Consider the following 13,341-nt stretch of genomic DNA (forward strand, 5'->3'; position numbering starts at 1 on the left):
ATTCGGGAGTTGGAGTTAGCCCAGATGCTGTTATTGATGCTTGGAACTTCATGACTGATCTTTTCAGGGTAGTAGCAAATGCTCCACGGAAGATGTTCCACGTCGATATGATAGATACGTACGACTCATTCTTTTCGCAATGCGAGATCGCTCGAGCTGTTGGGCTGACGTCGGTCTCCATCTCTAGACATGACCTCGATCGCGCGAAGATCGTTTTGGAGGACGGGTTGCAGATGGTACTCAGCATTTAGCGACGCGCTTCTAGTTCGCTACGGTATGTACCCGTGCGGAGTGCGGTGCAGCTGAGCCGACGCTGCAAAGGTGACACTGCCTTCTCGACTTGGTTTAGGCGCAGTGACGCCTATTGGTACCGCTGTGTGTTCAGTCCCCGGGCGCGTAGCAAGGAAATTACATGATGGTTGAACGTGCGGAACGGCATAGAGGGTGTCTGATGCGCTTGTTCACCTTTGCCTGCCCCATGTGCGTCGCCGATCGGCAGCGATTTTCGATCCTTTCGGCGCTCGCGCGCCGGCCGAAAAAGCTCTGTCGAGGCTGTGGGATCGTGCTTCGTTCACGCCCATCAATGGGCGTGTATCTTCTGTTCTTGCTATATACGCAATTCATCGGGCTGATCGCGGACTTTCCGCTGATATGGGCCTACATGGAGCAGCAATGGATGGCGATGCCGCGCTCTGTGTAGCTGCGCTTCTGCTATGCCACGTACCAGCGATGGTGATACATGCGCGAGGAACCGCTGTGACAAGGTGAAGCCAGATCGAAGCTACGCCCGTGCCAAGATGAAGGCGTCCAAGCATGATCCTTGAGTTCAACGCATTGCCCTGGTCGGACGCCACCTTGGTTGCGGTGTCCGTTGACCGCAGCAATCCGGGCAACCAGGATGAAGTAGTGGTCCACGTGCGCTGGCCCGACGGGCGCAATGCGCGGGTGGTGTTCCTTGAATGCCGCGGCGCACGATTGGCGCTCAACTTCGGTGTCCTGGGTGAGGACACGATCGACCGCGCATATGTCGATGAGGACAGCAAGCTACTGGCCGATGGCAGACGGCGCTGGGCGGCCTCGGGTGTGTTGCTGCCAAGGCTTCAGTGCTTCCGCATCGAAACCTGCACCACTGCCAGCTCACTCGACATCCTGGCCCTGGGCTGGCGGATAGACTCGCAGTGACGTCCGGTGTGGAAAATTAGGAGTGGCATGGCATGCATGAGACGCACCGTGGCCGGGTATCGGCGAGTGATTCCGTTCGGGTGGGTCCGCCCACCAGCGGGCATCTGGCCGCTCTGTGGCGCGGCAAGCGCAGGGAGATTCCAGGTGCCCCAGCAAGGGACATCATCAAAGGGCCGGTGGCTGGCATCTTGCGCGCAGCGCTGCTGGTCTTGCCAATGCTGGGCGGGTGCAGCATCAACAAATTTCAACGTTCAGAATGGAGCTCGGACTGGGTAGATGTTTCATCCGACGCGATCTTCCCTGGCAATTCAACGACTCTGCCGCTTGACCGCATTTCCACGCTTGATGCGGATAGTGAAGCCGCCATAGCGGAGTGGATGTTGAAGAACTCACTGGTCGCAGTATCGGCATCAGAGGTTGAAGGGAAGATCGGATCATTGCCGTTGAGTGGCCTGAAGCCAGCCCCCGGGGAGAGCGTCTATCTCGTCAGGACCGCTTCGGATGAAGGTAATGGCACGTTCATCGGCTACGTCAACGACAAGGGACTTCTCATCATGTATGGGGTCATGGGGGGCTGCGGCGAGCAGAAGCACCGGGTGGTTGCTGTGAGCCTGCGGGAGAAGCCCGCCAACGTGTTCGGCAGATGCTCGGCGGCGCTGTAGTGCGCTGAAGAGTCGAGCGGCGGTCTGCCACCGTCCCTGGGCGCGCTGGTTCCACATGTGTGATGTCAGCATTCCGTCCGGCAGCGATACCGCATTCCCCACCTCACGGCCGCGTTGTCGGCGGTGCTGGAGGCGGTGCCATCGGCCGCTGAGGCCGCGTGGAGATCCCAAAACTATTCCCCATCCTCTGCTGGGCGGCAGCCCGATGGGCCAGACCGAGCGCGGTTGGCGCCTGCCGCACCCGCTGCTCGGACGCCGGCATCTCAGGCATGGGCTTGCGCGAGGCGGGCATCAACCGTTCGCTCATGCAGGCGTAGTCGGGGATGCGTTCGCCGTTGACCTCCAGTTCGATACAAGCAGCGTCGGCGGCCGTGAGCGCGGGCGCGGTCCTAGGCGCAGCCTTTGCCGGGCCGCCCCACGCGTGCGGCGGTAGCAGCAGAAAGACGCCCGTAGCAAGCCAGCGCAAGAGATGCATGGGTGTCACCAAGTTGCAATGAAGCCGACCTAACGTGACCGGCTTGGCGTTGTGATGCTGGCGTGTCTTGCATGCAGTTTGATGACACCGGAGCGCAGGACGGGGGGCCGGCAATGCGGGCGGGAAGGCGTGATCGCTGCATCCGCGGCGTTGCCTGGCTATTGTGCATCGCATGGATGCTGGCGCCGACGCTGCTGGCCTGGGCCGGCGCGGGCGCTGCGCCCGAGGGGGCTACCCACCTGTTCGACATTCCAGCCCAACCGTTGCCACAGGCGTTGCAGGTGTATGGGGAGACCACAGGGGTGGCGGTACTGATTGATGCCCGCATGCTGGGCGGCCTGCGCTCGACGGCAGTCAGTGGACGCCATGCGCCATTGCCGGCGCTGCAGATGCTGCTGCAGGGCACGGGCCTGGCCCCTCGCTTTGTCGACGGTGGCGGGTTCACGCTGGTAGCGGGTGAGACCCCGGCGTCCAGCGGTGCAGGCCCAGCCAATGCCGGCACACCCTCTGCAACAGACCCCGCCGCGTCCCGGCGCCGAGCGGCGCGTGTCATCCAGCAGTCACTGGAGACAGCGTTGTGCGGCGCGCGCGCGACGCGCCCGGGCGGCTATCGGGTCGCGCTGCAACTATGGTTGGACCCGGCCAACCATCGGGTGAGCCGCGCCGATGTCATGGAAAGCAGCGGCGACCCACGTCGTGATGCCGCGATTCTGCAGCGGTTGGACGACCTGGCCATGCCAGGGCTGCCGGCGGACCTGCCGCAACCGGTGACGCTGCTGTTGCTGCCACACGCTGCGGGCCGCACGCCGCCATGCAGGGGGGCACTGTGACGGCACTCCGCGGGCTGTTCCTGGACCACTACGAGGCCTTCCGCAAGCGCCTGCGCCGCCGCCTGGGCTCGGACGACCTGGCGCTGGATGCATTGCAGGAGACCTGGCTGCGCGTCGAGCGAATGGGCAATATCGTGCCGCAGCGCAGCCCGGTGGCCTATCTGTTCCGCATGTCGATCAACGCCGCCAGCGACCAGCGCCAGGCCCACGCACGGATGCTGACCGGCACCGAGTTGGATGCGCTGATGGACGAGACCGCCGACCATCTGGATCCGGCCACGGTGACGTTCGGCCAGGTGGAAATGGCGCAGCTGGAGCAGGCGCTGCGCGAGCTGCCCGAGCGCCAGCGCGCCATCCTGGTGGCGGCGCGCATCGAGCAGTTGCCGATCGAGGCCATTGCCCTGCAGCACGGGGTGTCGGCGCGGATGATCGGCAAGGAGCTGAAGAAGGCCCTGCAGCACTGCGCAGGACGGCTGGACCGGCCGTTGGTGCAACGGTTCGGTCCCGGCGCCGGAAAACCGTCATGACTGATATGAAGACGAATGTGGCCTCCCCACTGCCGGCAGACGTACGGCAACAGGCACAGGATTGGTTGCTGCGCCTGAACGGTGCGGCAGTCAGTGAAGCCGACGCCGACGCCTTCCGCCGATGGCGGGGGCTCGACCCGCGCCACGCCGCTGCGTTTGCACAGGCACGCGCGCTGTGGAAGGCGCTGGGGCCGGCGCTGCAGGCTACGGGTGCGCAGGCAGAACAGGCGCCTGTGGCCCGTGAGGAGCAGCCGGTGGCAAGTCCGCCGCCAGCTGCCCATGCCGGCAGCCCTGCTCGGCCGCGCAGCCGCGCGCGAATGGGGCGCAGGGCATTCCTGGGCGGCGCAGTCGCAGCGGCGGCAGGTGGCTGCTGGCTGGCGGCCAGTTCGCCACTGGGTCTGTGGCCGGAGCTGGGGGCACTGGGCGCGGACTACCGCACCGCCACCGGTGAGCGCCGCGAGYTGGAGATCCAGGGGGTGACGGTGGCGATGGGTACACGCACCCGTCTGCGACGGTCCGACGATCATGCGCGCGGACTGCAGTTGAGCCAGGGCGAGGCACAATTCGCGCTACCTGCGTGGGCACGGCGTGGCTTCGAGATCCAGGTGGAGGGCGCGCGGGTGACGCTGGACCCGGGCGCTCGGGTGAACGTGCGCTGCGTGGGTGGGGATGTACGGGTGACCTGCCTGGCTGGCACCGCCGCGCTTGCCCGTGGCGCGCGGACAGTGGTGCTGCAGCAGGGCTGGCAGGCACGGCTGGATGGCGCGCGCATTGCCTCGGTGGGGGAGGTGCCCACCGAACGCGTCGACGCGTGGCGACACGGCTGGTTGATGTTCGATGACCAGCCGCTGTCGGAGGTGGTTGAAGAGATCAACCGCTACCGCACCGGGCGCATCGTCATCGCAGACAGCACGTTGTCGCAGCGCCGTGTGCAGGCCCGTATTTCGTTGCAGCGCATCGATACCTTCATCGACTTGGTACGCGATGCCTATGGCGCACGTGTTGTCAGCATGCCCGGCGACGTGGTGCTGTTGGGCTGAGCATGCGGATCCTGCGGGCGCGCGATCACAACACGCCTGCATGACGTTGCGATGACACCTGCAGTGCTGACCGACAGGCCGTCATCTGTAGATGAAATTTTTGTTGCAGCGGTTCAGTCGCTGCCATCCAACCCGGTCTTATCCACCGTAACAAGCGCAACGCAATGCGGCGTCAGGCTGGCTCCTGTTCCTGGGGGTGCGCCGATGGAGTGCCGCTACGGCATGTGCTTGCCCTTATCAGCGAACGATATTGCGACGGGTGATGGCGATGGTGAAGCAGCAGAACGATCTGGGCATGCGCGCAGCTGCACGGGCACCGCAGGTGCAGCCGCTGGCGCAGGCCATTGCCCTGTTGCTGATGGCAGGCGGCATGGTGGGCGGAGTATCGGCGCAACAGGCCTTCAGCCCTGCGTGGTTCGCCAACAAGGGCGCACAGCAGCAGACCGCCGCGCAGAGCGGACGGCTGCCCAGCGGCATGCCGTCCAATCTGCTGCGCACCGATGCACAGGCGCAGAAGGCGCGTGAGACGCTGCAGACCTCGCTGGACAATCTCGGCACTGCTGCGCAGGCCATCGCAATGCAGCAGCGCCTGCAGCAGAGTGCCCGCGATGCGGCGCGACTGCGCGTCAGCCAGGTGCCCGATGGCCTGGGCCAGGGTGGCCTGAAGATCGACGACGATGCGCTGACCAAAGGCTGGTCCAACGCCAGCGGTCCGGTGCAGAGCAGCAAGGACGGCACCACCACGGTCAGCATCACGCAGACGGCCGACAAGGCCATCCTCAACTGGGAAACCTTCAACGTCGGCCGCAACACCGTGGTCGACTTCGACCAGCAGGCGGGCTGGTCGCTGCTGAACCGCATCAACGATCCGTCCGCACGGCCGTCGCAGATTCTTGGCCGCATCCAGGGCCAGGGTACGGTGATGCTGGTCAACCGCAATGGCGTGGTGTTCGACGGCAGCAGCCAGGTGAACGTGCGCAACCTGGCGGCCTCGGCGGTGAACATCAGCGATGCGCAGTTCCGCAAGGGCCTGTACAGCGATGCGCAGGGAACGGCTTTCATTCCCACGTTCGGCAACGAACTGAGCAGCAGCGCCAACAGTTTCGCGCATGCGGCAGCCACCGGTGATGTGGTGGTCGAGCGCGGTGCGCAGATCACCACGCATGCGCCTACCACCGTTACCGAAGGCGGTGGCTATGTGCTGCTGCTCGGCCGGCAGGTCAGCAACCATGGGCAGATCAGCAGCGCCAACGGGCAGACCGTGCTGGCCGCTGGCGATGCGTTCGTGATCCGCAAGGGTCTGGGCACCGACCAGAACCTGACCTCCACCACCCGTGGCAACGTGGTGACCGCACTTCGCGCGCCTGCAGCGGCCGGCATGCCGGTGGACGCTGCGGCAGGCGTGGTCAGCAACACCGGCCTGGTGCAGGCCAGCACCGGCGACATCACCCTGGTTGGTCATGAAGTGCAGCAGCACGGCACGCTGGTGGCCACCAGTTCGGTGCATGCACGCGGCACCATCCATCTGCGCAATGAGCGCAGTGACACCGAAGGCAGCATCCAGCTGGCGCAGGGCAGCACCACCGCCATCGTGCTGGACGACTCGGCCACCACCGCGCTGGATGTGCAGCGCGAGACGCTGGTGCTGGACTCGGACAAGGCCGGCGATGGCATCCAGCATCGCCGCGACCAGTCACTGGTGCAGATCGATACGGCCGGCGATGTCAGCTTTGCGAAGGACAGCCTGACCCTGGCCACCGGCGGCCAGGTGTATGTGGATGCACGCAGCACCGAGCTGCAGCAGGGCGCGCGGATCGACGTGTCCGGCCATGTCGGCGTCAAGATCGCGATGGAAGCCAACAACGTCCAGATCAACGTGCAGGGCAACGAACAGCGCGATGCGCCGGTCAACCGCCTTGGCGAGAAGCTCAGCAGCAACAACATCTGGCTGGACCGGCGCGACCTGACCCTGGTGCCGGCGGGCACCAACGGTTACGAGGCCGATCGCTGGTACACCGCCGGGGGCTTGCTGGAAGTGGGCGGCTATCTGGGCGTTACCGGTCACGGTATCGGTGAATGGTCGGCGCAGGGTGGCYCCGTGCAGTTCAGTGGCGGCAACCTGCAGACGCGCGCGGGCTCGCAGATCAACCTGTCCGGCGGCACCTTGGACGTGCAGACCGGCTATATCCAGCAGACCCACCTGAAGGGAGCCGATGGCCGTCTGTACAGCGCCTCCACCGCACCGGGCGACCTGCTGTACACCGGCCTGTACAAGGGCTTCGAGAGCAGCCACGCCCGTTGGGGCACTACCGAATACCACTACAACCCGCTGATCGGTGCGCGCCAGCGCCTGGAGAACGGCTACGTGGTGGGTCGCGATGCGGGCCGGATGATCGTGGCCACGCAGTCGGCGCAGCTGCAGGGCGACATCGAAACCGCGACGTTCCAGGGCGACCGCCAGATCAATGCCCGCCAGATCGATCTGGATGGCTACCTGCAGGCGCAGACGGCAGTGGCCCGCAATGGCCAGCTGGTGATCGGCCAGCAGCGTGCGGTGCAGGACAAGGGCACGCACGGCCTGCGCTACACACCKTCGGCCGTGACCGGCAAGGTGCAGATCGGCAGCGTGCCGGTTGCAGAAAGTGACAGCAGCACCGGCATGCATCTGGATGCGGCGTGGTTGAACAGCCTGGCGCTGGGGGGCCTGCAGGTCTACGCACGTGATGCGGTGGTGGTGGACCAGGCGCTGCAGATGGCAGCAGGGGGTTCGCTGGGCCTGCATGCCACCCAGGTGCAGGTGAATGCCGATCTGGTGGCCCGTGGTGGCGCGATCGCGCTGGGCAACATCGTGCCCGGCTGGAGCGAGAGTACCGGTTGGCTCGATCGTGCGCTGGTTCCAGTGGCTGCCAACAGCCGTGCACGCACGTTGCTGGGCGAGGGCGTGCTGCTTGATACCCGTGGTCTGTGGAGCAACCTGCAGACCGAGCCACTTGGCATCGAGGGCATGCCCTATGTGGATGGTGGCAGCATCCAGCTGCGCAGCAGCCAGGATGTGCTGGTGGCGCGCGGCGCACGCCTGGATGCCTCTTCGGGCGCAGCGCTGCAGGCCGACGACCACCTGCGTGGCGGTCGCGGCGGCGACATCGCGCTGATCGCCAACGCGCTGGAGGAAGCACCGGTGGCCGGCATTGCGGCGGGTCAGCTGAGCCTGCAGGGCGATCTGCGTGGCCACGGTGTCAAGGGCGGCGGCACGCTGCGGCTGCAATCGGGCAAGGCGGTGGTGATCGGTGGACAGGTGGCCGGCAGCGACGGCCTGCTGCGCGCGGGCGAAAGCGCGCCAATCGATCTGCTCACCTCCGACACCTTCCAGGTGCTGGCGGGCAGCACATTGCCGGTCGACTATGCCTATACCCGCGTACAGGCCCAACCGGGAGAGACGCTGGGCACGCAGCCGGTGGTGGACCCCGCCCGCCCGGAAACCCACCTCACCCTGGGCGCGAGCTGGACCCCACCCAAGCCGGTGGCCAACGCCGACTCCTACATCCTGCGCACGCTGGATGGGCGCGCGTTCACGGTGAACGCATGGACGCCGCCGCCGACCCTGGCGGCGGGCACCGTCGTTACCCAGATCACCGGCTTCCAGGGTGGCTTCCCGATCAACTATGCGGTGCCGGCGGACGTGTTTCCGCAGGGCATCCGGGTACTGCCGTCGGCGGCAACGCTGAAAGCCGGCAGCGTGGCACCGACCGATATCCGTTTCGCCGCCGGCACGCGCATCGGCGCCGGCAACGTGCTGGCGCAGGATGTGGCGGTAGAGCGCCCGTTGCAGCTGTCCAGCGAGTTGTTCGGGCAGGGCTTCGCGCGCTATGAAGTGACTGGCCAGCAGAGCCTGGCGGTGGCACCCGGCGCCGACCTGCGGGTGAGCATGCCGGTGCTGCAGCTGGACCTGGAACATGCGCGGGCACTGCGCAGTGGCGGCGCGCCCGGCGAGGCATTGCAGGAATGGTTGGCACCGGAATTCAGCGCTGACACTGCCAAGGCGACGCTGCAGCAGCGCAAGGGGGCCGACCTGCAGCTGCGTGCAGGCAGCACGATGGGCGCGCTGGCAACGCTGGCGATCGGCGAGGGTGCGCACCTGCAGGTGGACAACGGGCGCAGCATCGGTCTGGCCGGCAATGGCCAGATCACCGTGGACGGCACGTTGCAGGCCCACAGCGGGCGCATCGACATCCTCGACATGGGGCTGGGTGAGATCGCCGCGTCGCCTAAGAGCCACGACCGCTCGCTGTGGATCGGCGATCACGCCGTGCTTGATGTTTCCGGCGTGGCCCAGGTTGAACGTGATGCACGTGGCCAGCGTTTCGGCCAGGTTGGTGATGGCGGCCGCATCCAGCTGGGAGGCCGCTACGATGCCAACGCCACCAGCGTGGATGGTGTGGACGCATTCGTGGTGGTGCGCCCCGGTGCACGCCTCGATGCCTCCGGTGCCAGTGCCACGCTCGATGTGCCTGGCCAAGGGGCGACTGACGTGGCCGGCGATGGTGGCGTGCTGCACCTGGCCAGCTTCAATGGCCTGTTCCTGGAGGGCAGCCTGCGTGCAGCTGCCGGTGGGCGCGGTGCCGCCGGCGGCACCCTGTCGGTGGCACTGGAAGCACCGAACTATCTGCTGGCCGGCAATCCAGACGATCGCGTGCGCTCGTTGCGCGAACTCAGCGTGACCCAGCAGCAGGCAGATAGTGGCCTGGCTGCTGCGCTGCAACCCGGCCAGCGCGATCCAGCGCTGGTCTATGGGCGCGCCGCGATTGGCGTCGACCGCATCCAGGCCGGAGGCTTCGGCAACCTGGGCCTGCTGGTCAATGGCGTGATGAGCTTCAACGACGGCGTGGACCTGGCCATGAGCCAGGGCCTGCGCCTGACCGCCAGCAATTTCAGCCTGGCAGAACACAGCGGGAACGGCGCGCAGGTGGCGCTGGCCGCACCGTATGTACGGCTGGCCGGCAACACCCGTGGTGCGAAGGATGCGCACACCCTGCCGTTGCCCGAGATCCAGCGCCTGCCTGCGTTGCGCGATGCCTCTACGCTGCGCGTGGAAGCAGGGGTGCTGGATGTGATCGAGTCGGTGGCCTTCGGCACTTCCGGCAAGCTGGCACAGGGCGCTGGCACCATCAATGTGCAGCGCGATGGCTTTGAAACCGTGGAGCTGCGCAGCAGGGGTGACCTGCGCCTGCTCAAATCCAAGGTGCGCGACCGCAGCTCGATCGATACGGTGGGCGACCTGGTGCTGTCCGCCAGCCAGATCTATCCCGCCACCCAGGCGGTGGCTGAGATCCGTGCCGGCAAGATGGGCACCGTCGACCAGTGGGGTCAGTTCCAGGTGGTGTACGACCCGGCACGTTCGCTGCGCGTGGAGCGCAGTGGTGACGCGCTGCCGGCTGCACCGCTGGCGGCGTTCGGTACCTTGCGGCTGTTGTCGTCCAACATCGAACAGGGTGGCGTGGTCCGCGCACCGCTGGGCGAACTCCTGATCGGCCAGGCCGACGGCGGCACCTTCGGACTGGCCAGCCGCGTGCAGTTGTTGCCGGGCAGCGTGACGTCTGTCAGCGGCGCGGGCCTGCGCATGCCTTACGGCGGTACCAAGGATGGCCTGACCTATGTGCATGACGGCCTGGATGCGGTCTACAAGGGCATCGGTGTCAGCGGCAACGAGTTCGGCGGTGTCACCCTGCGAGGCGAGAACATCGATGTGCAGGCTGGTGCGGTGCTGGACCTGTCCGGCGGCGGTGAGCTGAGTGGCGCGGCGTTCCTGAGCGGGCGTGGCGGTTCCACCGATGCACGCTTGCATCCGTTGGTGCAGATCGATGCCAACGGCGGTGGCTTCGTGCTGCCTGGCCTGTCCAGCAATCCGGTCTATGCGATCGTGCCCGGCGCACAGGCCGATGCCGCACCGATCGCAGCGGAGAAGGGCGCGGGTGATCCGGCCATCGGCCGCCAGATCCAGATTGGCGCGGGTGTGCCGGGTTTGCCGGCCGGAACCTACACCTTGCTGCCATCCACCTACGCGCTGCTGCCGGGTGCATTCCGGGTGGAACTCAATGGCCAGGCCAGCAGCCAGGCCGGTTTCGGCGCCAGCACGGCGATGCGCAACGGCTCGTGGAGCACGGCGGCGCGGTTCAGCACGGCCGGCACCGATATCCAGGATGCGCTGACCTCGCAGGTGATCGTGACTGCCGCCGACACCCTGCGGCAGTACTCGCAATACAACGAAACCAGCTACGCGCAGTTCGGCCTGGCCTGGGCGCAGCGTGACGGTGCACCGCGGCCCCGGCTGGAGCGTGATGCYGGCAGGCTGACGCTGGATCTTTCCAATCGCCAGGCTGACAAACCCGAAGTGCATGCGCTGGCGATCGCGCCGGGCAGCGTGCGTGGCGTAGCCGCCAGCGGTGGTTACGGCAGTGAGCTGGTTGTGCGCAGCCCAGGTGCGCTGGAAGTGCTGGCGCCCGGCAGTACGGTCACCGACGGCTTCAGCGGCCTGTCGGTGCATGCCGATGCGCTGAACGCGGTAGGGGCCAACACGATGACGATTGGCGGGACGCCTACGTCGGTGTTCCAGGCCAACCGCATCACCCAGGACGCCTACAAGCTTGGGTTCGGCAGCAACGGCCAGGCGTCGTCGCAGGTGGTGCTGCGCAGCGGGGCGCAGCTGTCGGCCGCGCAGGTGTTCCTGGTGGCCGGTGCGCGCGAAGGTGGCATCACGGTGGAGCAGGGCGCATCCATCACGACGCTCGGCCAGGGCGCGGCGGCGTGGGATTCGACCGCTGGCTATATCTTCGACCCCGGCACCACGGCGGTGCTGGCGGTATCCAACGGTTGGCTGGACATGCTGGCACCGGGCACCAGCACCGAAGCGCGCTATGGACAGGGTGACATCCTGATTGGTGGTTGCGGTGCCGACCGCAGCTGCAGCGGTGCCGCTACGCTGTACGCAGGCGGTACCCTCACCGCCGCCACCACGGCGGGCTTCGAGCTGGCCGACAGTGCGCGCTACGGCGCCCGCAACCTGGTGCTGGCCGTTGGCAACATCAACGTTGGCAGTACTGATGCGCTGGCACGGATGGCCGCCGAGGGCCTGCTGCCGGCTGGACTCACCCTCAACCAGCAGGTGTTGGATCGCCTGCTGCGCGGCGATGCCAGTACCGGTGCGCCTGCATTGGAAAAGCTGGTGCTGACGGCCGGCGATGCGGTGAACTTCTTTGATTCGGTAGAGCTGTCCACGCTCGATGCCAGCGGCAAGTCAACGCTGGGACAACTGGTGCTGACCGCGCCCGCCATCCGTGGCCAGGGCGATGCCGATGCAGTGGCCCGCATCCGCACCGATACCCTCGTCTGGAACGGCAGTGCGCRTCCGGCTGGCGATGTTGTTGCCGGTGGCGCGGGTACAGGCAGTGGCCAGCTGCAGGTGGATGCGCGGCAGATCCTGTTCGGCTATGCCGAGCAGTCCCAGCCCGACACCGTGGCCATGCATGGCCGGCAGACGCTGGGCTTCGGCACGGTTGCACTGAACGCCAGCGATCGCATCAGCGCCAATCACATCGGCAGCCTGTCGGTGTACCAATCGCAGGGCGCCTGGAACGGGCAGGCCAAGGCCTTCGATTACAGCGGCGGTGACCTGCTGATCAGCACCCCGCTGTTCACCGGCGCAGCCGGATCGATCAATCGCATCCGTGCCGGTGGCCGCATCGCCGTGGTCGCAGCGCAGGGCGGCAATGCGGTCGCCAGCGATCCGGCAGCGGCGCTGGGCGCTGAGCTTTCACTGCAGGCCGGCCGCGATCTGCTGCTGGATACCCGCGTACAGCTGCCCAGCGGCAAGCTGCAGCTGGCGGCGCAGGATGACGTGCGCCTGGGCGATGGTGCGCAGCTGGACCTTGCCGGGCGCCGCATCGACATGTTCGATGTCAGTCGCTACAGCTGGGGCGGTGATGTCACCCTGGATTCCCAGGCCGGCAGCATCGTGCAGGCGGCGGGCTCGCGCATCGATCTGTCGGCGGTGAACAACCGCGGCGGTCGGCTCAATGCCAGCGCGCTGGGTGCAGGCGCTGGCACTGTATCGCTGGCTGGCCAGATGCTGGGTGGCAGCAGCGGCGGCTACGACACCGGCGGCACCTGGGTGCCGTACAGCAGTGCCTATCTCGATCTGCGTGCGCAGCACATCGACGACTTCGCCGCCCTCAACACGCGTCTCAACGCGGGGCAGGTCTTCGGTGGCCGCAGCTTCCAGCTCAAGCAGGGCGACCTGGTCATCGGTGATGGGCTGAAGGCGCGCGAGGTGAACGTCTCGGTCGATGCCGGCCATCTGACCGTGCAGGGCCATATCGACGCCAGTGGCGAACAGGTGGGCAGCATCCGCCTGGCCGCCCGCGACGGCCTCAGCCTGGGCACCGCTGCGGTGCTGGACGCGCATGGCAGCGTGCTGCGCCGGGACAGCTACGGCCAGGTGATCGAAGCACCGAACCGTGCGGTGATCGAACTGGATTCGGGCAATGGGCTGCTGGCACTGGCCGCTGGCGCGCGCATGGATCTCGGTGTCAGCGATGCACCGGCGGCGTACGGAACGGTTGTGCTCAATGC

At 66.6% G+C, this 13,341-nt stretch carries 8 protein-coding genes; all 8 read left to right on the forward strand.

The window, feature by feature from the left end; genetic code table 11:
- Positions 1-251 (forward strand): hypothetical protein (locus AC1DJN_RS15570; protein WP_478039426.1); only part of this gene is annotated, 251 nt, incomplete at its 5' end.
- Between the two features lie 161 nt (positions 252-412).
- A complete protein-coding gene (locus AC1DJN_RS15575) occupies positions 413-700 on the forward strand; it encodes a hypothetical protein (RefSeq protein WP_051585062.1) in 288 nt (95 codons plus the stop codon).
- A 113-nt stretch (positions 701-813) separates the two neighbouring features.
- Positions 814-1,182, forward strand: coding sequence for a hypothetical protein (locus tag AC1DJN_RS15580; protein WP_282279539.1), 369 nt, complete (start codon positions 814-816; stop codon positions 1,180-1,182).
- A 32-nt stretch (positions 1,183-1,214) separates the two neighbouring features.
- Positions 1,215-1,844 carry a hypothetical protein gene (locus AC1DJN_RS15585; RefSeq protein WP_235189971.1) on the forward strand — a complete coding sequence of 210 codons (630 nt, stop codon included), beginning with the start codon at positions 1,215-1,217 and terminating at the stop codon, positions 1,842-1,844.
- A gap of 651 nt (positions 1,845-2,495) precedes the next feature.
- Positions 2,496-3,149, forward strand: a complete 654-nt coding sequence (locus AC1DJN_RS15590) for an STN domain-containing protein (RefSeq protein WP_152543314.1) — start codon at positions 2,496-2,498, stop codon at positions 3,147-3,149.
- On the forward strand, positions 3,146-3,676 hold the full coding sequence (locus AC1DJN_RS15595; RefSeq protein ID WP_235189972.1) for an RNA polymerase sigma factor: 531 nt from the start codon (positions 3,146-3,148) through the stop codon (positions 3,674-3,676). Before AC1DJN_RS15590 ends, AC1DJN_RS15595 begins: the two co-directional genes overlap by 4 nt.
- Positions 3,673-4,716 carry a FecR family protein gene (locus AC1DJN_RS15600; RefSeq protein WP_081794581.1) on the forward strand — a complete coding sequence of 348 codons (1,044 nt, stop codon included), beginning with the start codon at positions 3,673-3,675 and terminating at the stop codon, positions 4,714-4,716. The genes AC1DJN_RS15595 and AC1DJN_RS15600 overlap by 4 nt, the downstream gene beginning before the upstream one ends.
- A 268-nt stretch (positions 4,717-4,984) precedes the next feature.
- Positions 4,985-13,341, forward strand: an 8,357-nt coding sequence (locus tag AC1DJN_RS15605; protein ID WP_478039428.1) for a two-partner secretion domain-containing protein, incomplete at its 3' end; no start/stop codon positions are given.

The sequence above is a fragment of the Stenotrophomonas sp. 05L414_2 genome, assembly GCF_056397905.1.